The organism is Acinetobacter pullicarnis, assembly GCF_006352475.1.
GTDB classification, from domain to species: Bacteria; Pseudomonadota; Gammaproteobacteria; order Pseudomonadales; family Moraxellaceae; genus Acinetobacter; species Acinetobacter pullicarnis.
Genome location: NZ_VCMZ01000001.1, coordinates 3,749,353 through 3,771,971, shown reverse-complemented (window position 1 = coordinate 3,771,971; position 22,619 = coordinate 3,749,353). Strand labels below are relative to the sequence as shown.

Below are 22,619 nucleotides of genomic sequence, written 5' to 3'. Positions count from 1 at the left end.
GCGCGTATCGATGATGGGCTTAGAGCTTAAAGGTTTGAGGCTTTAGTCCTTGTTGACGATATTTTTTAAACTTTTCTCGTCCAATAACTTTGGCAGCTTCGTGATTCTCAATAATTTCAATAATGTGGCTAAACTGATTATTCAATTCAAGCGCTTGATTGTTAAAATTAAAAACAATCCATTCTAGACGATTTGGCAACTGCGCGGAAATACAAATTGGCGCATTATGTTGATCAATGCCATGTGGCAAAAAACTACTGGGATCAAAGCGCCATAATTGTTCATCGAGTTGCTGCTGTAATGCTGGATCTGGACAATGTAGCCAGATCTTTGCATGTTGACGCAATATCTTACGACATAAGCGGCAAGTACTTTCTACTTGCCGCTCATCGCTTTTTTCAAAAAGATAAAAGCTGACTTTAGTCATTGGTTTGGGCGCGATTCGCAATAAACTGCATCAATAATGGCACTGGGCGACCGGTAGAGCCTTTGGTTGCACCAGAAAGCCATGCTGTGCCTGCCACATCAAGATGTGCCCAACGATAGTCGCGGGTGAAGCGTTCAAGGAAGCAAGCTGCTGTGATTGCACCTGCCTGTGGCCCACCATTACCAATATTGCCAATGTCAGCAAAGTTAGAGTTTAACAACTCTTGATAATCTTCGATGACAGGTAAACGCCAAACACGGTCAAAACTTTGTTCGCCTGCAAGGGTGATTTCTGCTGCCAAAGCATCGTCTGGTGAGAATAAACCGCTGAGGACTTTACCAAGGGCAACCACACATGCACCGGTTAAGGTAGCAATATCAATCACCAATTCTGGGTTGAAGCGTTTAACGTAAGTCAAGGTGTCACAGAGGACCAAACGGCCTTCTGCATCGGTATTGAGAATCTCAACAGTTTGCCCACTCATCGTCGTCACCACATCACCCGGACGGGTTGCGTGCCCAGATGGCATGTTCTCTGCAGCTGCAATCGCACCGACAATATGAATCGGTAATTCCGCTTCACACAATGCGCGCAGCGTACCTAATACAGAAGCTGCACCACACATATCGAACTTCATCTCATCCATGCCTGCGCCTGGTTTTAATGAAATGCCGCCTGTATCGAAGGTTACGCCTTTGCCAACCAATACAATTGGTGCTTGGCTTAAATCAGCGCGATATTCAAGCGTGATTACACGGCCTGGACGATCTGAACCTTTGCTCACGGCTAAAAATGAATGCATCCCTAAGTCAGCCAGTTGCTGTTCTTCGAGTACGGTGACTTTGAGTAAATGCGGATATTGCTCAGCAAGGGCTTTGGCTTGATCTGCTAAATATTCAGGGAAGCAGATATTACCTGGACAGTTACCAAGGTCACGTGCAAAGTTTTGACCTTGTGCAATGGCTTCAATCAGGTTGAGTTGAGCCGTGCTTAGACTAGGCTGTGTTGAAATTAAATGAATCTGTTCTAATACAAATTCATTTTTTTTCGACTTAAATGCATCGTAGCTATAAGCAGCTTGGGTCAGATTTAAGGCAAATAAATAGTGTAGGGCTGGAGGTAGAGCCGAAATATCAATACTGATCTGTTTGAATTTTTTTTGTGCATTTTTGATCACAATGTCTGCAATTTTTGCTAACTTAGCAGGCTTGATCAGATTGCGGTCTTCGATACCGACTAAAGCACTGTTGGGTTGTGCTGCAATTTTTCCGACAAGGGGTAATAATTCAGCCAAGCCCATTTTAAATTGGGAAAGTTGTATATGTTGTTCTAAGTCACTGATCTGATAAATAGACTGTGCGGTTTGGAGCTGATCTTGGTCAACTAAAATTAACAGATATTCACTCGCGCCATTTTCTGGCAGTGACACATTCATGGTGAGTTTCATAAGCGCTTTGGGGACCTGCATTAACGTTGTGAATCATTAAACCATTGAAACACTACCAATGATAGAATTTCAATGTGGTTTTCTATTTTAACATTCGGGTAAACTATGCTCGGTTCATTCACCCATTTGGAAGATTAACTTTGATTATACGGCGTTATCTCGTCAAACAAGTGATCTCAACCTCTATTGTCGTCGTTAGTTTATTAACGATGATCATTTTAGGTGCGCGATTAATCAAATTCTTTGGTATGGCGGCACAAGGTAATTTAGATACCAGTGTCTTGCTCAGTATCGTGGGCTATCGATTGCCTGAGTTTTTGATTTTAATTCTCCCGCTTGGCTTTTTTATTGGTCTGATGTTGGTCTTTGGTCGTTTGTATGTCGACCAAGAAATGGCAGTACTTAATGGGAGTGGGGTGAGTAAGCATCGCTTGGCTCGACTGTTAATCCCAATGACCACTGGTTTTTTAGTTGTGCATATGCTGCTTACGGTGTGGATTTCACCGTGGGGGTTACGCCAATACTATGAATTGTATGCAACGCAATCGGTACGTGCAGGCTTTGACTTGGTTCGTCCACAGGAATTTATTTCTGCCGGTGCCTATACTATTTATGCGGGTTCTTTATCTGAAGACCGTAAAAATTTAAAAGATATCTTTCTATATCAACGTGCAGAGAAGCCTGGTCGGCCTGATGCCATGATTTTGGCCAAAGAAGCAACGCGAATTGAAGTCGGCGATGATGCGGCCAGCGTAGTCGATCTGATTCAAGGTCGTCGCTATGAAATTTATCCAAATACCGCCAAATATACTCATACTGAATTTCAAACCTATCGTATTCGGATCGAGAGCAATAAAGAATCCAAATATGATGCCAGCCAAGTGGATGGAATTTCTTTTGGCAAACTGTGGGAAACACGAGATAATCCAATCGTTTCTAGCGAATTGGGCTGGCGTATTTTTACGCCGTTTTCGATGTTTGTCGCTTTGATTTTAACTGTTGCACTGTCTGAAGTTACCCCACGCCAAGGCCGTTATTTAAAACTCTTTCCTGCGATTTTGGTTTTTGCCAGCATGATTGTTCTATTAATTGCAGTTAAAACGCGCATGAGTAAAGGTGAAATCGGGATGTGGGCCTATCCTACGATTTTATTATTTTATGCAGTAGCTGGGATATTATTCTCACGGAAACAAAAGCTTGCGCCGAAGTTTAAAAAACAAATTCAGCGTGTGAGGTCATAATGCAAAAAATCTTAGCAAGACATGTGACCAATAGCACCGCCTTAACCATGCTGGGTACGGTGGTCGTGCTCGCGTTGTTATTTATCTTATTTGCGTATATCGGTGAGTTGAGCAGCTTAAAACCTGGCTATGGTGCTTGGGAAGCCTTTCAATATGTGATGTGGGAGGCACCTCGTAACTTTAATCGTATCCTACCCATCTCGGCATTGATTGGTGCTGTTCTGGGCTTGGGGAGCCTTGCATCCAATAGTGAACTGATTGTGATGCGGGCTGCAGGTGTGAGCCTGTGGCGAATTGTTGGCTGGGTTATGCGCCCTGCATTGCTGTTGGTGGTGTTATCCCTTGCGATTTCACAATGGGTGATTCCAGTGACCAATGAAAAAGCCAATCGGGTGAAAAGCCAGACCAGTGTTGCGGCATTGGGTGAAGTCAAAGGCTATTGGAGCCGCGAAGGCCAGCGTTTTATTTATATTGATTATGCCAATTCAGCAGGTCAGTTGGATCGTGTACAAATCCTTGACTTTAATGATGATTACCGTTTGCAATCGGTGCTTAAAGCACAGCAAGGCCATTTTATTCAAAATGGTGAATGGCGCTTAAATGACACCACCAATTTAGCCATTGCTGCTGCAGGTACGGCTCAATTCAAACAAACCCCCGAGCAAGCTCTAAGCTTGGCCTTGCAGCCAAGATTTGTGCACATGGTTACGGTCGATCCAGAAGATTTGGCACCAAGCGAACTGATTACGTTTATGAACTATTTGAATAAAAATAGTCAAGTTCCGAAAACCTATACGTTGGCATTTTGGAAAAAAGTGGGTGCACCCTTTTCACTTCTGGCACTGACTTTAATTGCCTGCTCATTTATTTTCGGGCCTTTACGTCAACAGTCGATGGGCTTCCGCTTAGTCATCGCCTTGTTTATTGGCTTGGGTATCTATTATTTGCAGGATTTCCTTGGTTATGCCAGTTTGGTTTATGCGCCATCACCAGCATGGTTTGTATTTACTCCAATCGTGTTGATGTACGCCTTTGGAAGCTATTTAATTTACCGAGCAAAATAAGCTGTAACACCACGGTGTTATTTGCCTAATTTGAAGTGTTAAAAGTGCAAAGATGTCTGCCCGCATAGGGCAAAGCAGCATCTTTGCATGGATTTGAGTAAAATCTAATTTATTGTTGAAACAAATAAGAGTACCAATTATGACGGATGCAAACGCTGGCAAAACGCCTCACCTACTTGTGATTATGGATGGGGTAGGTCATCGCGAGGCAGTTGAAGACAACGCCTTTCTTGCGGCAAAAACGCCAAACTTAGATGCCATGCAGCAAAAGCATCCGCATAGTTTTATTTCTGGTTCTGGGGAAGATGTTGGTTTGCCTGATGGGCAGATGGGCAACTCTGAAGTCGGTCACATGAATTTAGGTGCTGGCCGTGTGCTGTACCAAGATTTCACGCGCATTACCAAAGATATTCGGACCGGTGATTTCTTTGAGCATGCAGTTTTGGTTGATGCGGTTGAAAGTGCTCAAGCCGCCAATGCTGCGGTGCATATTATGGGGCTACTTTCTCAAGGTGGCGTACATGCACATGAAGATCATATTGTGGCGATGTGCGAGTTGGCATTAAAACGTGGTGCAAAAGTTTATTTACATGCCTTCCTTGATGGTCGAGATACGCCACCGAAAAGCGCTCAGCCTTCTTTAGAAAAATTAGATGCATTGTTTGCTCAGTACCCAGGTCAAGGGCGTATCGCAACGATGATTGGTCGTTACTTTGCAATGGACCGTGACAATCGTTGGGATCGCGTTGAACAAGCCTATCGCTTGTTGACGGAAAGTGAAGCTGAGCGTACCGCGGCCACGGCAGTAGAGGGGTTGGAACTGGCCTATGCTGCAGGTGAAAGTGACGAATTTGTTAAAGCCACACGTATTGGTGAAATAGCCAAAATTCAAGATGGCGACAGTGTGGTGTTCATGAATTTCCGTGCCGACCGCGCGCGTGAAATCAGCCGTGCCTTTATCGAAGCCGATTTTTCAGGTTTTGAACGTCGTACGCTACCGAAGCTATCGCGTTATGTGATGTTGACCCGTTACCAAGCCAGCCTTGAAGGTGCTGTGGCATATATGCCGCAACCACTGAAAAATTCATTGGGTGAATACTTATCGGATTTAGGTAAAACGCAATTGCGGATTGCTGAAACTGAAAAATATGCACATGTGACTTTTTTCTTTAGTGGTGGCCGTGAGGATGAATATCCGGGTGAAAAACGGATCTTAATTCCATCACCGAATGTAGCGACTTATGACCTGAAACCAGAAATGAGTGCTTATGAAGTGACCGACGCTTTGGTCGAGGCGATCAACTCGGGCGAATATGACCTACTGGTTGTTAACTATGCGAATGGTGATATGGTAGGGCACACTGGCGTGTTTGATGCTGCGGTCAAAGCGGTGGAAGCGGTCGATTTAAGCTTGGGGCGTCTCTATGCTGCGATTCAAGCCAATCACGGACATATGTTGATTACTGCCGATCATGGTAATGTGGAGCAAATGCAAGATTATGTGAGTGGACAAGTCCACACTCAACATACCACTGAATTGGTGCCATTTATTTATGTTGGCCCAACTGATGCCATTATTGCAGATGGTGGGGTGCTGGCAGATGTGGCACCAACGCTGCTGAACCTGATGCAGCTCGAAGTCCCTAAAGAAATGCAAGGTCGCAATTTAATTAAATTAAAATCTTAATACTGCACAACTGGATCTGATTATGGCTCAAGCTTGGAAATATATTGCTGTTTTAACAGGATTGCTTGCAAGTGGCAGCCAAAATGTTTGGGCGCTGGAAACCCCACGCTCAAACAATTCAGACTGGGACGATACACGACAAAATTCTGCTGAGATTCCGATTGAGTCAATTGAGCAGTTTGTACAAATTTATGGCATCGTCAAAGAAAATTATGTCGCGGAAAAATCGGATGAAGAGCTATTTTTACAAGCGACTAAGGGGATGGTCTCGGGGCTTGATCGTTATTCCCGTTATTTAAGCGCTGAAGACTATAAGCAGTTACTACAATATACCGAAGCAGATATTGCCACAGTTGATTTTCAATTGAGCTTTGATCAGCATAATCATCAATGGCAAATTAAAAATTTAAAAGAAAATTCAGATGCTGCCAAGTTGGGTTTAAACAACGGCTTTACCATTTTTAAAATTGATAATATTGAACTGAAAAATTTAAACATCGAACAGGTCAATAATTTACTACATGGTTCGATTGGTTCAACCTTACAGTTACAACTCAATGCCAAAAATCCTGCGATTACCGTGGTCCGAAACAAAAAACTTGAAGTTGCCGATATCGAACCTGTGTTGTTGCACAATCAAGTCTTGGTATTGAAAGTCAAAGTTTTTCAGCAAGATACTGCAAATGAAATCAAACGTTTAATCGAAGAAAATAATCCACAGCGCTTAAAAGCCGTGCTCATCGATTTAAGGAATAATCCAGGTGGTTTATTGTCTGCTGCGGTAGAAAGTGCGGATTTGTTTTTAAATCAAGGTGTGATTGTTTCGACCAAAAGTCGATCTGAAGGCAATCAAGAGTTTCAAGCTTTGCCGGGCAATGAATTTCCAGAGATTAAATTGGGGATTCTGATTAATGACCGTTCAGCCTCAGCAGCAGAAGTTTTTACCGCAGCGCTTAAAGAACATCGCCGTGCATGGGTGATTGGTGAGAAGAGTTACGGCAAAGGCGTGGTGCAAAAACTCTTTCCGCTGCCAGATGGGGCTGCCTTACAAATGACGGTATCGCATTATTTCACTCCCAATGGCAGCATGATTGACGGAAAAGGTATTCAGCCAAATCAAAATTATCCTTGGCCATTGGAAATGAAAGAAGATGCTTATTTGTTAAATGCATCAGAACTACTCCTCAAACAGCGCTAAACGTTAATTTGATTTGTTCGAGCGTTATTCGTGGTCTAGGCCAAGCTTTTTTAAACGATAGCGCAATGAGCGAAAACTCATACGTAGCTTTTTGGCTGCCAAGGTTCTATTCCAACGCGTGATAGACAGCGTATTGAGTAGAATCTCGCGTTCCACCCTCAGTAAAAATAGCTGTAAACCTTCTTCTGGAATCGCGCTGCTGCTTGCAGGTTCTAATCGATTGGGGTGGATTAAGCTGACTGCATCGTGGTTGATGGTCGGGTGATCACGGTGAATTTTGTCAGGATTCGTTGTCTGCAAATGAATAAGATCAATCTGTTCTGCATCACAGCGGGTCAGTGCGCATTCAATCATGTTACGCAGTTCTCGGACATTGCCGGTGTAGTGATAACCCAATAAAAATTTTTGCGCATGTTCCGTCAATGACTTTTGAGCAATGCCCCATTCCAGGCAGAGTTGCTCAATAAAATAAGTCGCTAACATTAAAATATCGTGTCCACGCTGCCTGAGTGGTGGCAGAAAAAGATCAAACACATGTAGCCGATAAAACAAGTCATGGCGGAATTTACCTTGTTGTACCAAGGTTTCTAGGTTTTGATGGCTGGCACTCAAAATACGAAAATCTAAAGCAATTTCCTGATCGCTGCCCAAAGGCCTAATTTTTTGCTCAGGCAGGGCACGCAGTAATTTGGCTTGTAAACCTAATGGCAGTTCAGCGATTTCATCCAGAAATAAGGTGCCCCCATGTGCCGAAGCAAATAAGCCTTGTTTGTTCTGATTTGCGCCATAAAAACTGCCTTTCTGATGGCCAAACAATACGCTCTCAATACGCTCTTCTGCCATGGCTGCGCAGTTAATGACAACAAAAGGCCCATTACGACGATGGCTGAGTTGATGAATCAATTGGGCCACCACTTCCTTACCTGTACCAGATTCTCCGCCAATGAAAACAGGTGTTGTGGTGTGTGCGATTCTTTTGACCGCGTGACGCAATGCCTCAATCTCAGCGGATTGACCAATGAGGGGTTGTTCCTCTGGAAGCCTCGGTTGATGCAATGCTGGCATCATTGGTCGAATGCTCCGCTGAATCATCTGTTGCAGCTGTTGTTGCTGAATGGGTTTGGCGACAAAATCAAAAGCGCCAGCTTTGAGTGCTGTAATGGCAATTTCCATATTGCCAAAACCTGTCAGTACCGCAATAGGGGTATTAGGGAAATGTTGTACGGTATATTTCACCAACTCTAGACCAGAACCATCGGGGAGGTTGAGGTCTGTAAGACAAGCCTGATACTGGTATTCATTAAAAAAGTGTTTTGCTTGTGCCAAATTATGCGCAATGTGGGTTTTGATCCCAATGCGCGAGAGTGCCATTTGCATGACTAAGCATAAATCGTATTCATCATCAACGAGTAAAACTAAACTAGCTTGCGTTGACATAGGACATGGAACCCAAATTTAAATAATGCGAGGGCACTCTATTTTGAAACATGCCCCTTGTTGTTTTTGCTCGAAATAAGTCAGTTTTGCTTGGTTCTGTTCACAATATTGTTGTGAGATAAATAAGCCGAGACCGATGCCATTTTTTTCTGTACTAAAGAACGCTGTAAATAATTGTGCGAGATCTGCTCGTTTGACTCCACGGCCAAAATCAATCACTTCAATGATCACTGATGGTGTTGTGGCATAGAGCTTGAGCTGAATAAAACCGATATCGCGTGAATTGTGGCGTATTGCATTGCGAATGAGATTAATAAGGACTTGTCTGAGTTGCAATGCATCAAACATGATCTGTAGATCAGGCTCAATTTCATAATGTACGGCATATTGTATATCAGGCAAATCCTGCTGTAGCAGCGTTGGAATAAATTTATTTAGGTTTATCTGCGAGCGGAAACACCTTTTATTTTGAATTGTTTCGAGTGTATCGCGGATGGTCTGATCGATACGTTGCGCCTGCTGCGCAATCATGTCATGTAGCAAGGTACTTTGAGCATCACCATGCTGTTTTGCCAAGTCAGTGGCCTGCACAATAATTGCTAAAGGGTTGCGAATTTCATGCGCAATGATGGCGGTACGTTGGCCTAAACTGGCCAACATGTTTTGATGCTGATGTTGGGCAAGGAGCAGCATAAAGCGTTGTTTGAACAATTGACTGAACACATAACTGCTCAACAATAACAGTACGGTGAGTGCATGATTCACCAAAAGTTCCAATTCAACTGATTGTGATAAAAACAGATAAATTGAAGGTGTACCGATCGTAATCACGAGGGTGAGCGTAATCAACAGTGCCTGTAAACGATTTAACAGCGCGCTGGCGGCAATAATTGTGCTCAGCGAGAGAATCCCAAGTAACAGTGCGTATTGTGCCAAACTGAGCGCGCACAGGCTTAAAGCGATCACATCGAGATAGAGCGTGGCTTGAGCAGATTGCCCCGGTTTGGTGATGTGATATTTGTATTTGAGGAATTGAAACAGGTTTAACCCGGCATAGACGATCAAAAAAACCAACAGAAGTTCAGCGTAGCGCGGGGAATGTGGCCATTGTCCGAATATGCTCAGCAGCAAAATCGTGATTGAAAATGTGATGAGCGCACGATAATAGACATAACACCTGCCGAGGTCATCCGGTGTTTCAATCCTTGAAAGCGAGACCGTTGGCAGCATGGCTTTACTCAAACATGAGAAAAAAAGTTTAAGGTTTAATTAATCCGTAGCGGATGGCCAAGTGAGTGAGTTTGACATCGCTGTCGAGATTGAGTTTTTCAAAGATACGGTAGCGATAGGTGTTGACGGTTTTTACGCTGACAAATAACTTATCTGAAATTTCTTGTGCGCTAATACAGTTCACCACCATCATGGCAACTTGCATTTCACGTTCAGAGAGGGCGTCAAAAGGAGAACTTTGGGTGTCCGATAAATAGGAACTGGCCAGTTGCTCGGCAATGTCTGCGCTAAAATATTTGCCACCTTGCATGACTTTTTTAATCGCTCTCACCATTTCAGTAATGGGTGCACCTTTGGTGATATAACCTTTGGCACCTGCTTTGAGCAAGAGAGAAGGGTAGGGCTCTTCGGCTAAACCACTGACGGCAAGGACTTTGGTTTCTGGAGCCGTTTGTAACAGGCGTCTGGTTGTTTCAACCCCACCGATGCCCGGCATATTGACATCAAGTAGTACAACATGAGGGTGCTCTTGACGGACCAAGGCAATGGCTTCTTCACCGGATTCGGCTTGGCCAATGACTTGAATATCAAGCTGATCTTCCAACATACGACAGATACCAGTACGGACTAATTCATGATCATCAACCACTAAAACTGTAATCACATTGACCCTCCTTAGTATACTTAATTTGATGTTTTTTGTTACATAACGCAAAATTCGCTTGCAATTACATTACGAAATTAGCAATCCTACCCCCTATATACAGAATAGTTATGCACAATCTCGTGAGTTCATATTATCCGCGTCATCGTGTAAATGTAAGTCATATTTGAGGTAAGAAGCAAGATTGCTCAAAACCTCGCTGAGATGAGTAGGTTACAGTGAAAAAATCTAAAAATTTCTTAAAGCATGTATTGAGTGTATCAGTACTACTCAGTTTAAGCTCAATGAGTTTTGCCGATCTTGTGATCAATTCAGCAGGATCGAAAGCATCTGCGCCTCAAACGGTGTCAAATTGGTCGTCAGCTGAAGTGAATCAGTTGCTCAATGATGACAGTGTGGTTTCACCAAAAGGCTCAACCACTATTACCACCACAGTTCGTCAAAGCAACGGCGTTTCTGTGAGCAATGCGATTCCAAGTACGACGCCACAAATCTATGATACCAATAGCTATAATAGCCAGCCATCAGTGAGTGCTCGTGCTGCTTTGGTGATGGATGCACAAACAGGTGAAGTGCTTTACAGTAAAAATACCAATTCTGCACTACCAATCGCTTCAATTACCAAGTTGATGACAGGTGTTGTTACCGCAGATGCACGTTTAAATATGTCAGAAGAGATTCGACTCGAAGCCATTGACTTTGCTGGGGCAGGCGGTAAGAACTCAAGCTCAACTTTAAAAGTTGGCGATACCATGAATCGAGCGGAAATGTTGTTGCTCGCATTGATGAAATCTGAGAATCCAGCTGCAGCAGCTTTAGCGAGAACTTATCCGGGTGGTCGCCCTGCATTTGTGGCCGCGATGAATAGCAAAGCACGTCAGTTAGGCATGAATTCAACACATTATACCGAGTCTACTGGTTTAGACCCGCGTAATATCTCTTCAGCACGCGATCTTGGCATTTTAGTCAGTGCTTCTTATGATTACGGCATGATTCGCCAATTTTCAACCACAGCGCATTATGACTTCAATTTAGGCTATCGTGTTTTAAAATCAAATAATACCAATGCGATGGTACGTAACGGTGGTTGGAATATCAATATTTCAAAAACTGGTTATATCAATGAGGCGGGACGTTGTGTAGTGATGCATACGACAGTCAATTCACGCCCTGCTGTTGTGGTTCTATTGGGTGCGAGTACATCCCAATCTCGTACCAATGATGCGACTAATTTGCTTAATTGGGTGAGTAACTTACCAAAACGTATCTAATTTCGATTCACTCAAGCTCATCCCGACTATTCTGGGTTTAAGTTGAATGAATCAAGCATAAAAAAACCTGCAATGTGCAGGTTTTTTATGCTTTAGTGAATGAGTCGCGCTCTTTCATAAATCCTTTTTATTTCTCCCTATGGGAGAAATAAAAAGGGTTTGAATATTGATGAAAGAGCGCTATTCAGTCTTACATGTTGCTGAGAATCGAATCTCGGACTTGATCCATGGTGGCATCAATGTTGAGCATCACAGCATCTTCACATTGTTTCATTGCAGTATCAGGATCTTTTAAGCCATTTCCAGTCACAGTACATACAATCACAGAACCTTCAGCAATTTTACCTGCTTTGATATCACGGATTGCACCACCAACGCTGGCAGCAGAAGCAGGTTCACAGAAAATACCTTCATACATTGAAAGTAAACGCTGTGCTTCCAAGATTTCCGCATCAGTCAGTTCATCGAACCAACCTTCAGATTCTCTGACCACTGCTTTGGCGTGGTTCCAGCTTTGTGGATTACCAATACGAATCGCCGTTGCAACCGTTTCTGGGTTTTCTACTGGTGCGCCACGTAGGAACGGTGCAGCGCCAGATGCTTGATAACCGACCATCACTGGACGGCCTTCAGGTTTTGGACCCGTGAAGGCATCGGTTGCAGCATCATAGATGACTTGTTCAAATTTCTCTGAATTTGCAACAGCTTCGGTATAACCCATCCAATGTGCGGTGATATTGCCTGCATTCCCAACAGGTAGGCAGTGATAATCTGGTGCACGACCGAGCGCATCAACGATTTCATAAGCAATGGTTTTTTGACCTTGCAAACGATATGGGTTGATTGAGTTCACAATGGTGACAGGCGCTTGATCTGCGACTTCTTTAACGAGGCGCATACCATCGTCGAAGTTACCGCGAATTTGCATAGTAATTGCACCGTACATCATGGCCTGAGCCATTTTACCCATGGCAATTTTGCCTTCTGGGATAAGTACAAATGCTTTAATGCCAGCACGAGCAGCATAAGCCGCAGCAGATGCTGAGGTATTACCGGTAGAAGCACAAATAATCGCTTTAGAGCCTTCTTCTACGGCTTTAGTGACGGCCATGGTCATACCACGGTCTTTAAATGAACCAGTCGGGTTTAAGCCCTCATACTTCACATAAATTTCAACGTTTTTACCAATAAGGCGCGGAATATTGTCTAGTTTGATGAGTGGGGTGTTCCCCTCATTTAAAGAGATTGCGCGTGTAGTGGCAGTAACTGGTAAACGGTCGCGATAACGATCAACTAAACCAGTATAACGATTGGCATTCGACATGATGGTGTTCCAATGATGTGTAGAGCTGGCGAGGGCTGAGCCCTCAACCCGATTAGTTTTCAAGCAATTCTAAACGAATTCGGATGATTTCGCCATGAATCTCAGCAAGTGCTTGAATTTGTGATAATGCCTCGTTCATTTTAGACTCAACCACTGGATCGGTTAAAATCACGATTGGAATCAGGTCTTTTAAACGTGGCTGTTGCATGATGGCGTCAATACCAATTCCCGCACGACTCAAAATCGTGGTGACATTGGCCAGAACGCCAGTTTGGTCTTCGGCATTGATACGAATGTAATAACCAGTGGTCATTTCATCGCTACTCAGAATCGGAGTATCCGTCAGTGCTTCGAAAGCTAACTGTGGAATAGTCCCTGCACCATCTTCGGTGTAGATAATATCACGTACAATATCAATGACATCAGCAACAACTGCAGAGGCGGTAGGGTCTGCGCCAGCACCGGCACCATAGTAGAGTGTTGGGCCAACCGCATGCGCTTGCACCAAGACCGCATTTTTAACGCCATTCACATTGGCAAGCAGTTCCTCTGCAGGAATGAGGGTTGGGTGAACACGCAGTTCAATGCCTTTTTCACTGCGACGTGCAATGCCTAAGTGTTTGATGCGATAGCCAAGTGCTTCGGCATAACCCACGTCTTGCGCGGTAATTTTGCTGATGCCTTCGGTGTAGACTTTGTCGAACTGTAATGGAATACCAAATGCACATGAGGCCAAGATGGTGAGCTTGTGTGCAGCATCAATGCCTTCAACATCGAAGGTCGGATCTGCTTCGGCATAACCTAAGGCTTGTGCTTCTTTCAGCACGTCTGGGAAAGCACGGCCTTTTTCACGCATTTCAGTCAGGATGAAGTTGCCTGTACCGTTGATGATGCCCGCAAGCCATTCAATTTTATTGGCAGCCAAACCTTCACGAATCACTTTAATGATCGGAATACCGCCAGCAACCGCAGCTTCATAAGCGATTTGCACACTATGATCTTCTGCTGCTTTAAACAATTCGTTGCCATGCTCCGCAAGCAGGGCTTTGTTGGCCGTAACCACTTGTTTACCATGTTTTAACGCTTCCATGATGACTTCATACGCAGGATGAATGCCACCCATGACTTCGACCACAACGTCGACATCTGGTTGCTTAACAATATCAAGTAGATCAGAACTTTGTTTGATACTCGGGTCCAAATTTAAATCTGGACGTGGACGGCGCGTCCCGACATGGGTAATTTGAATATCACGGCCGGTGCGACGTCGAATTTCAGCAGCGTTCTCTTGTAATAGTTTTAGGGCTCCACCACCGACGGTCCCAAGACCGAGTATTGCCAGACGAACTGGTTTCACGTCACACTCCATAGATATATATAAAAACGAGATCGAATGATCATAGCTAAAAAAAGCGTCAGACTCTAGGGTGCAAAAGATCTTTTCTCTGCACCCTATGCTGTTATTTTTCTAATTTTTTTAGTAATTCATCTGCAGTCATATAGGCACCGATGTGTTGCCCATTACTGCTATAGACTGCTGGTGTACCATTCACACCAATTTTAAGGCCCAATTGGTATTGGTCTTGCACTGGGTTTTTACAGGTTGCTGGTGGTAGAGCGACATTGGCAATGGCTTGATCAAATGCTGCCTGACGATCTTGACTACACCAAATACTTTCCATGGTTGGAACAAATTGCTCACCACGCGGCCATGCAATATAACGAGCCTCAATGCCTTTGGCATTCATCTCTGGAATTTGAGCATGCAGTTTATGGCAATATGGGCAGCTCGAATCGGTAAAGATATAGACCACATGTTTGGTTTTGCCTTGAGCAGGATAGACCAATAAATCTTCAACTTTTAACGCTGAAAAGAGTTTTTTATTTTCAGATGCTTGCAGTTGATCGCTGATATTGCTGAGGGTTTTATCACCCAAGCGAATCACATCACCCTGAATTAGATATTTACCATCACTGGTGACATAGATTGAGCTTTTATCTTCTAGGCTCACCCAATAAAGATTGGGAACTTCAGTGGCTTTGACATCGCTGATTTTGGCATCAATGTTGGCAGTTTTAAAATGCGTTTGTAGGGTTTTAATCAATTGTTGTTTGGCATTACGTTCAGTAATATTTGATGCTTGACCTGTTGCAGGTGCAGTCGCCGTTAAGGTGTTATCTTTTTTGGCTTCATCTGCATTGGAACATGCGCTGAGTGTCAGACTTGTTGCGAGGGCGCAGGCAAGAACTACTTTTGAACGGTTTAATTGCATAAACGGCCTATATGATTGCTGAGCATGACTCTAAAGGGGCTTAGCATAACAAAAAAACCGATCTTTTTTGTTAATTATTATACAACGAGCGCGAAAACCCCCATGCGTTATAGCGGGGAAGATTGAGTATTAAGCCCGTGGGTGATGTTCTGCATGGAGTTTTTGCATCCGTACTTGTGCGACATGGGTGTAAATCTGAGTCGTGGATAAATCACTGTGCCCGAGTAGCATTTGTACCACACGTAAATCTGCACCGTGGTTTAAAAGATGGGTTGCAAAGGCGTGCCTTAAGGTATGTGGAGAGAGGTCAGACTGAATACCTGCTTGTAGGGCATAACGTTTGATGGCATACCAAAAATTTTGTCGACTCATGATGCCACCATGCTGAGTGAGAAATAGATAGTCAGTGGCCGACTTATACAGTTGTGGACGTGCCTCCTGCATATATTTTTCGACCCATTCAGTTGCAACCTCGCCAATCGGTACCAAACGTTCTTTATTGCCTTTGCCTAAAATTCTTAAATAACCCTGTTTTAAATTCATGAGTTCTAAACGTAGCAGCAAAAGTTCGGACACACGTAAGCCACAAGCGTATAAGACTTCAAGCATGGCACGATCGCGAAGGCCCAGTGCGGTATTTAAATCAGGTGCGAGAATTAATGCTTCAATATCGGCTTCAGAAAGGTCTTGCGGCAGTGCTCGACCAATTTTTGGGGTTTTGTGTTGAGCAATGGGATTGTCGAGTCGGATTTTTTGTTCACGCAAGAATTTATAAAAAGAACGCAATGCAGATAAACAACGTGCAATCGAACGTGGGCTTTTGCCCTGTTGCGTAAGTTTAATCAGTACATCTGAAATATCGTCGTGAGTCCAGTCAGGTAGATAAGCTGTAATGCATTCACTGCATTGGATCAGGTCAGACAAATAGGCATTGCGGGTATGTGGGCTCACTGTTTGTGCAACCAAATAATCCCGAAATCCATGCAGGAAGCTGAGTTGTTCTGGAATAGCCACAGCGACAGGGATTCGGGGTTTTTTATTGAGTGCCATAACTGAGAGATGTTTACATAAACGGATGTAGGCAATGTAGAGCAAAACATCATGAAAGTCGAACGCTCTGAGACGTTGATATTATAAACAAAGCTTATTTGGTAATAATTCTCATTTATCTGTATAATCAACTCTATTTTGATCAATTTAGGGGCTCACGGTGCGTTTGTCAGAGTTAAGCGTCAAGCAGACAGCCATTGTCACAAAGGTTAATCGCGACGTGGAAGAGAATGGTCATGTCGACCTAATCGCAAGCCGGTTAGAAACATTAGGTTTTGTGCAAGGCACACGTGTACGCGTGATTACGAAAGGTTTTTTTGGTGGAGACCCCATTTTAATTCAGGTGGGTTTTACCCGTTTTGCCTTACGTAAAGTGGAAGCTGAAAAAATTGAAATAAGCCAAGAAAATGTGGGAGCTTCATCATGAGTCAGGCATTACGCATTGCCTTGGTTGGAAATCCGAACTGCGGTAAGACCTCTTTATTTAATCACTTAACCGGTACACATCAAAAAGTAGCCAACTATGCTGGCGTCACTGTCGAGCGTAAAGTCGGGACCTTTAATTTAGTATCGGGTCGTCCGGTACGGGTGTTGGACTTGCCCGGCACCTACAGTCTTGATGCAACAAGTCCAGATGAAGAAATTACCCGTGATGTGATTATGGGTAAAATTGCGGGTGAAGCGGATCAAGATGCCTATTTATGTGTGGTTGATGCGACCAACTTAAAACTACATCTCGGTTTGGTGCTTGAAATTATTGCATTGGGCAAGCCAATTTTGTTGGTGCTCAATATGATGGATGAAGCCCGTCGTCGTGGTATGCAGATCAATGTTCAAAAGCTCTCAGAACGTTTGGGGGTGCCTGTTGTTGAAACCGTTGCGGTGCGTAACGCGGGTATCGAAGGCTTATTGGCCGTATTAGAACAAGAAAAATATCATGCACCCCAGCAGGAACTGAGCGATATTATTTTGAGTGGGACAACGCATCAAAAAGTTGCTCAAATTTTAAATGATGTGGTTCACTCACTGGTTGAAGAAGATAAACGTACCGACTTTTTAGACCGTATTTTTTTGCATCCCGTCTTGGGCTTATTGACCCTTGCGGTGATGATGTTTGTGATTTTCCAAGCGGTTTTTGCTTGGGCTGAACCCTTTAAAGAACTGATTGTTGCCGGCTTTGACTGGTTGGGTGAAACGCTCGGTCAGTATATTTCACATCCAATGCTGCAAAGCCTCGTTGTAGATGGGGTGATCGCAGGTGTGGGTGGGGTGCTTGAGTTCTTGCCACAAATTTTAATCTTGTTCTTCTTTATTTTGGTACTGGAAGAATCGGGTTATTTACCCCGTGCAGCTTTCTTGCTCGATAAGCTAATGTTTAAAGCAGGCCTTAGTGGTCGTGCCTTTATTCCACTGCTCTCAAGCTTTGCCTGTGCCATTCCAGGAATTATGGCCACACGTAGTATTAGCGATCCGCGAGACCGCTTTACCACCATCATGGTGGCGCCATTGATGACCTGTTCCGCACGACTTCCAGTGTATGCACTACTCATTGCTGCGTTTATTCCCTCGCAAACGGTGTTTGGCATTTTCAATCTACAAGGTTTGGTACTGTTTGGTTTATATATGGCAGGCATTGTCAGTGCCTTGCTGGTTGCCTTGGTGATGAAAATCTTCCGCAAAGATAAATCACAACATGCTTTGCTCATGGAGCTGCCGAGCTATCAAATTCCAAGCATTAAAAGTGTAATGATTGGCTTACTAGACCGCGGTAAAATTTTCTTAAAGCGTGTCGGTGGCATTATTCTCGCCTTAACCATTATTTTATGGTTCCTGTGTACCTTCCCACAACCGCCAGAAGGCGCGACCTTACCCGATATTGATTACAGTATTGCCGGTATGCTTGGGCATTTATTACAACCGATTTTTGCACCGCTTGGCTTTAACTGGCAAATTGTGGTGGCCCTGATTCCAGCGATGGCTGCACGTGAAGTGGTGGTGGCTGCACTGGGTACAGTCTATGCACTGTCTGGTTCAAATGAAGATGAAATTGCTGATAGTTTAACGCACTTCATTACCGCAGATGGCTCAGGCTGGTCATTGGCGACCGCGCTGTCATTATTGGTGTGGTTTATTTATGCACCGCATTGTCTCGCGACTTTGGCGACAGTGCGCCGTGAAACTGGCTCGTGGACAACCGTTGCTGTGATGACGGGTTATTTATTTGGTTTGGCATATCTGATGTCATTTTTCACTTATCAAATTGCATCGCATTATTTCGGGTAATGCTGCATTTTGAGTAATTTTGGATTGTTCTGAAGGAGATTGAGATGGTTGAAGTATTCATCGTAGGCTTGATCGTCACGTGGAGTGCGATCGTGGTCTTCAAGAAAGTCTTTCCAGCGACAGCCACAACGGTATTTATGGCGCTATCAACACGTTGTGCGCAAGCAGGTTGGCCAACTTTGGCAAAATGGCTTAAACCGGCTGCTGCTTCTGGCTGTGGCGGCAATTGTGCTTGTCCGAGTGACACAACGGAGACTGAGGGCAAGAAGACCGAAGTACAGATGGTGAAGTGGAAGTAATAAAATTTAGTTTTTTTCAGGAAGCCGCTCTTTTAGAGCGGCTTTTTTACGGACTGACACAAAAAAATCAGAGAAAGCGCAAACAGAAAAAGCTTTAAAAATGCCGAAGTGATAACATTTTGCAATGTTTTAAATTTAACGATGAGTACAGCAAGATGTTAATACAGCGTGGTGGCTTAAAAGTTGTTGCAGGGTTGGGTATTTCAGGCGTTGCAGCAGTTAATTTTTTATATGAACAAGGCTACCGTGTTGCAGTCACCGACTCACGTGAACTACCGCCTGGTCACGACCAAATCCCAGCAGAGGTAGCGTCGTATTTTGGTGAGCTCAATCAAGAGCTGTTGCTCCAAGCAGATGAAATTGTGATTAGTCCCGGATTAGACCCGCGACTGCCTGAGATTCAAGCTGCTGTAGCGCAAGGTATTCCAGTGGTGAGTGAAATTCAAATTTTACGCCGTGCAACAGATGCTCCGATTGTGGCGATTACTGGTTCGAATGCCAAAAGTACGGTAACCACCTTACTGGGCTTAATGGCAGTCAATGCAGGCAAAAACGTCGCTATGGGTGGGAATTTGGGCCGCCCTGCGCTCGACCTGCTTAAAGACCAAGCGGAGCTCTATATTCTAGAGTTATCCAGTTTTCAACTTGAAACCACCTCCAATTTAAATGCTGAAGTCGCTGTGATACTCAACATGAGTGAAGATCACTTAGATCGTCACGGTGACATGTTTGGTTATCACACAGCTAAACATCGTATTTTTCAAGGGGTGAAGCAGGTGGTCTATAACCGAGATGATTCATTAACTCGACCGTTGGTTCCCGATCAAACCCCGATGCAGAGTTTTGGGCTGAATGCACCTGACCTCAATCAATATGGCATTTTAAGAGATGACCAAAACAATATGTGGTTGGCGCGTGGCCGTGAGCGTTTGATCAATAGTCGTGATTTATATATTCAGGGCACACATAACTTAGCCAATGCGTTGGCTTGTCTGGCGTTGGGTGAGGCGATCGGTCTGCCCTTAGACGCGATGTTAGCCAGCTTAAAGACCTTTAAAGGCTTAGAGCACCGCTGTGAGTTTGTCCAAGAGATTGATCAGGTTCGTTATTATAATGATTCCAAAGGCACCAACATTGGGGCAAGCTTGGCAGCCATCGAAGGCTTAGGTCAAGCGATTGAGATGCATCAAGGCAAATTGGTGATGATTTTAGGCGGTCAAGCCAAGGGGCAAGACTTTAAGGCACTCCGTGAAGCAATTACTCAGTATGTCAAAACGGTGGTGCTGATTGGTGAGGATGCCGAACTGATTCGTAATGCTATTGAGGGGTGTGCCGAACTCTTGTTTGCCGAGAGTTTGCAGCAAGCCGTTTCGATCTGCCAACAGCAGGCGCAGCGCAATGACGTGGTGTTATTATCACCCGCTTGTGCGAGTTTTGACATGTTCAAAGGTTATGAACAGCGCGGTCATCAATTTGTTGCCTTGGTTAATGCACTTTAGTCGGTCATTCATTTTAAAAATAAGCATAAGGAAAGTTCTATGGCTGGGTTAGCTCAGACGACCATAACAAAAATGAATCAGCTGTATAGTCGCTGGATGCCTCGGCTTCCCGCTGAATTAACAGCGCGTAATGTGCTGATTTTTTGTGTCATGACATTGCTATGTATTGGTACCGTGATGGTTGCATCCGCCTCTATGCCATATGCAGAGCGTCTACATGAAAATCCATTTCACTATGTGGTACGACATGGGATTTCAATTACAGCGGCGGCTGTTGCTGCGGTATTGACCTATAAAGTTTCTTTAGGCATGTGGTTTAAGAACACATTCCTGTTGTGGATTTTGACAATTTTATTACTGGCGGTGGTTTTGCTGGTGGGTACCGAAGTTAACGGTTCTACCCGGTGGATTCGTGTGGCAGGCTTTACCTTCCAAGCCTCTGAGATCGCTAAAGTGGTGATGGCGATCTTCACGGCTGACTATGTGGTGCGCCGTTCAGAAGAAGTGCGTAATAGCCTTGTGGCACTGTTTCGTCTTGGACTGGTGATGTTGCTGACGGTTGGTCTGATCATTGCAGAGCCTGATCTAGGCGCGACGGTGGTGATCGTACTGATGATGCTCGGTGTATTCTTCTTGGCAGGTGCACCTCTCATTCAATTCGGCTGCGCCTTTGGTGCTATTCTGGTTTCGTTTATTGGCTTGATTGTGATTTCACCGTACCGCTTTGAACGCTTGATGTCTTTTGCCAACCCTTGGGCTGATCCATTGGGCGCAGGGTATCAATTGTCGAATGCTTTGATGGCCTTTGGTCGCGGCGAGTGGTTGGGGGTTGGGCTGGGTCACAGTATACAAAAAATGTCGTATTTACCTGAAGCACATACGGATTTTATGCTGGCTATTCTTGGTGAAGAATTTGGTTTCTTTGGTATTAGCATGGTCATGACTCTGTCCTTTGTAATGCTGATCTGCTGTATTCGGATTGGACACCGTGCCTTAATGAATCAATATTTACGCGCAGGCTATTTGGCCTATGGAATTAGCATTATTTTCTTGCTGCAAATTCTGGTGAATGCGGGTATGAATATGGGCATGTTGCCAACCAAAGGTTTGACTTTACCTTTTATTAGTTATGGTGGTTCTTCATTGATTATGTGTGCGGTGATGATCAGTCTGATTCTGAAGATTGACGCCTCAACTCAACAAGTCAATCCAGCCAAAGAGGAATCGAGCTTTTAGCTTGGGTTTAGATTGATTGGGTTATAAAAAGCCTGCTGTTGCAACTTAAAGCAACCGCAGGCTTTTTTGTATCTGGGCAAATTCGATTGTGTTTGGCCCCGGCTTATTGGAAGATCCCTTTAATTTGGGTGCCTGTCGGAATGCGAGTACGATCCCATTGTGCAATGGCTTGCGCCAACATGCTCCGTGGTCGATCTTGTTCAACAGCAGCTTGTCCAAGCGCGTTTAAGGCTTGTTGGAGGAGTAATGGAGCGTATTGAATTTCTAAAGCATGGGCGAGATTCTGTTTAGATAATTTCTGCCCCTGATCATTCATAGCGAGGGGCAAGTGCATGTAATCTAAGCGTGGATAACCCAATTGTTGGCCAAGATAGATTTGACGTGCCGTATTGTCGAGTAGGTCAGCACCACGGACCACATGGGTGATGCCTTGAAGAAAATCATCGACCACCACTGCCAATTGATAGTTGATAATGCCATCGCGGCGTTTTAATACAAAATCACCGAGCTCAACGGCCAGATTGGAACACTGTTGTCCTTGCAGCGCATCTTCAAAGCCAATAACTTGATCGTTGACCTTGAAACGGATGGCCTGATCATCAAAGGGCAGTGCCAAGTTCTGACAGGTACCTGCATAAATGTGGTTGGAACCGAGCATTTTACGGGTGCATTGACAAGCATAAATCAGCTGCAGTTCAGCCAATTGATCCAACACCTGCTGATACAGATCAAGTCGTTGCTGTTGAAAAATAATAGGTGCATCCCATTCAAACTCAAAAGCGTCAAGGCAAGTAAGTATGTGTTCGATGCTATTGGGATAAATGCGAGGAATATCCGTATCTTCAATTCGGACCAGCCAACGACCATGCTGTGCCTTGGCTTCGCAGTAACTGGCTACGGCAGTCATTAAAGAACCGAAATGCAACGGGCCGGTTGGCGATGGCGCGAACCGACCCGTATAGGCTGCAACGATTTCACTCATACTGAGA

General features: G+C 44.3%; 20 protein-coding genes. 10 read left to right on the top strand and 10 right to left on the bottom strand.

All coding sequences use genetic code 11. The features are described from left to right. Positions 1–19: 19 nt before the first annotated feature. Positions 20–427, bottom strand: a complete 408-nt coding sequence (locus tag FD716_RS16940; RefSeq protein ID WP_139853397.1) for a DNA polymerase III subunit chi — start codon at positions 425–427, stop codon at positions 20–22. Beyond that, positions 420–1,874 (bottom strand): leucyl aminopeptidase, encoded by a 1,455-nt coding sequence (locus tag FD716_RS16935; protein WP_139853396.1) that lies wholly within the window; start codon positions 1,872–1,874, stop codon positions 420–422. The genes FD716_RS16940 and FD716_RS16935 overlap by 8 nt, the downstream gene beginning before the upstream one ends. A gap of 140 nt (positions 1,875–2,014) precedes the next feature. Between FD716_RS16935 and lptF the strand changes: the two genes are divergently transcribed. The 4 genes from lptF (at position 2,015) to FD716_RS16915 (ending at position 7,064) form a co-directional block, all read left to right on the top strand. After that, positions 2,015–3,115: an LPS export ABC transporter permease LptF gene (lptF, locus tag FD716_RS16930; RefSeq protein ID WP_139853395.1), complete on the top strand. Its 1,101-nt coding sequence runs from the start codon at positions 2,015–2,017 to the stop codon at positions 3,113–3,115. Next, positions 3,115–4,179 carry an LPS export ABC transporter permease LptG gene (lptG, locus tag FD716_RS16925; RefSeq protein ID WP_139853394.1) on the top strand — a complete coding sequence of 355 codons (1,065 nt, stop codon included), beginning with the start codon at positions 3,115–3,117 and terminating at the stop codon, positions 4,177–4,179. The genes lptF and lptG overlap by 1 nt, the downstream gene beginning before the upstream one ends. A gap of 139 nt (positions 4,180–4,318) precedes the next feature. Beyond that, positions 4,319–5,866, top strand: a complete 1,548-nt coding sequence (gene gpmI, locus FD716_RS16920) for a 2,3-bisphosphoglycerate-independent phosphoglycerate mutase (RefSeq protein ID WP_139853393.1) — start codon at positions 4,319–4,321, stop codon at positions 5,864–5,866. A gap of 22 nt (positions 5,867–5,888) precedes the next feature. Next, the gene (locus FD716_RS16915) at positions 5,889–7,064 is read left to right on the top strand and encodes a S41 family peptidase (RefSeq protein ID WP_139853392.1); all 1,176 of its coding nucleotides are present in this window, start codon (positions 5,889–5,891) and stop codon (positions 7,062–7,064) included. A 24-nt stretch (positions 7,065–7,088) separates the two neighbouring features. Here FD716_RS16915 and FD716_RS16910 read toward each other — a convergent pair whose 3' ends face one another. From FD716_RS16910 to gacA, 3 genes are read right to left on the bottom strand one after another with little or no spacing between them, the layout of a single operon-like run. After that, positions 7,089–8,501 (bottom strand): sigma-54-dependent transcriptional regulator, encoded by a 1,413-nt coding sequence (locus FD716_RS16910; protein ID WP_139853391.1) that lies wholly within the window; start codon positions 8,499–8,501, stop codon positions 7,089–7,091. A gap of 18 nt (positions 8,502–8,519) precedes the next feature. Then, the gene (locus FD716_RS16905) at positions 8,520–9,731 is read right to left on the bottom strand and encodes a sensor histidine kinase (RefSeq protein ID WP_139853390.1); all 1,212 of its coding nucleotides are present in this window, start codon (positions 9,729–9,731) and stop codon (positions 8,520–8,522) included. Positions 9,732–9,759: 28 nt separating this feature from the next. Then, a complete protein-coding gene (gene gacA / locus FD716_RS16900) occupies positions 9,760–10,395 on the bottom strand; it encodes a response regulator transcription factor GacA (protein ID WP_139853389.1) in 636 nt (211 codons plus the stop codon). A gap of 218 nt (positions 10,396–10,613) precedes the next feature. On the opposite strand from gacA, the gene pbpG reads away from it, so the two are divergent. After that, complete coding sequence (gene pbpG, locus FD716_RS16895; protein WP_139853388.1) at positions 10,614–11,666, top strand: D-alanyl-D-alanine endopeptidase PBP7/8; 1,053 nt, start codon at positions 10,614–10,616, stop codon at positions 11,664–11,666. Between the two features lie 190 nt (positions 11,667–11,856). Here the strand turns inward: pbpG and thrC are convergent, their stop codons facing one another. The 4 genes from thrC to xerD all read right to left on the bottom strand — a co-directional run bounded on the left by thrC (position 11,857) and on the right by xerD (position 16,313). After that, positions 11,857–12,990 (bottom strand): threonine synthase, encoded by a 1,134-nt coding sequence (thrC, locus tag FD716_RS16890; RefSeq protein ID WP_139853387.1) that lies wholly within the window; start codon positions 12,988–12,990, stop codon positions 11,857–11,859. A 52-nt stretch (positions 12,991–13,042) separates the two neighbouring features. Then, positions 13,043–14,347, bottom strand: coding sequence for a homoserine dehydrogenase (locus FD716_RS16885; RefSeq protein ID WP_139853386.1), 1,305 nt, complete (start codon positions 14,345–14,347; stop codon positions 13,043–13,045). 103 nt (positions 14,348–14,450) lie between these two features. Continuing rightward, on the bottom strand, positions 14,451–15,263 hold the full coding sequence (locus tag FD716_RS16880) for a DsbC family protein (protein ID WP_139853385.1): 813 nt from the start codon (positions 15,261–15,263) through the stop codon (positions 14,451–14,453). Positions 15,264–15,392: 129 nt separating this feature from the next. Next, a complete protein-coding gene (gene xerD / locus FD716_RS16875; RefSeq protein WP_139853384.1) occupies positions 15,393–16,313 on the bottom strand; it encodes a site-specific tyrosine recombinase XerD in 921 nt (306 codons plus the stop codon). 160 nt (positions 16,314–16,473) lie between these two features. On the opposite strand from xerD, the gene FD716_RS16870 reads away from it, so the two are divergent. From FD716_RS16870 to ftsW, 5 genes are all read left to right on the top strand, one after another. Further along, positions 16,474–16,740 carry a FeoA family protein gene (locus FD716_RS16870; RefSeq protein WP_139853383.1) on the top strand — a complete coding sequence of 89 codons (267 nt, stop codon included), beginning with the start codon at positions 16,474–16,476 and terminating at the stop codon, positions 16,738–16,740. Continuing rightward, positions 16,737–18,596 carry a ferrous iron transporter B gene (gene feoB / locus FD716_RS16865; RefSeq protein WP_139853382.1) on the top strand — a complete coding sequence of 620 codons (1,860 nt, stop codon included), beginning with the start codon at positions 16,737–16,739 and terminating at the stop codon, positions 18,594–18,596. The genes FD716_RS16870 and feoB overlap by 4 nt, the downstream gene beginning before the upstream one ends. 44 nt (positions 18,597–18,640) lie before the next feature. Continuing rightward, a complete protein-coding gene (locus FD716_RS16860; RefSeq protein ID WP_139853381.1) occupies positions 18,641–18,895 on the top strand; it encodes a DUF6587 family protein in 255 nt (84 codons plus the stop codon). Between the two features lie 155 nt (positions 18,896–19,050). Then, positions 19,051–20,394, top strand: coding sequence for a UDP-N-acetylmuramoyl-L-alanine--D-glutamate ligase (gene murD, locus FD716_RS16855; protein WP_139853380.1), 1,344 nt, complete (start codon positions 19,051–19,053; stop codon positions 20,392–20,394). Between the two features lie 39 nt (positions 20,395–20,433). Continuing rightward, positions 20,434–21,630 carry a putative lipid II flippase FtsW gene (ftsW, locus tag FD716_RS16850; protein ID WP_139853379.1) on the top strand — a complete coding sequence of 399 codons (1,197 nt, stop codon included), beginning with the start codon at positions 20,434–20,436 and terminating at the stop codon, positions 21,628–21,630. Positions 21,631–21,733: 103 nt separating this feature from the next. On the opposite strand, the gene gluQRS is transcribed toward ftsW, so the two are convergent. Beyond that, on the bottom strand, positions 21,734–22,612 hold the full coding sequence (gene gluQRS / locus FD716_RS16845; RefSeq protein WP_139853378.1) for a tRNA glutamyl-Q(34) synthetase GluQRS: 879 nt from the start codon (positions 22,610–22,612) through the stop codon (positions 21,734–21,736). Positions 22,613–22,619 lie beyond the last annotated feature (7 nt).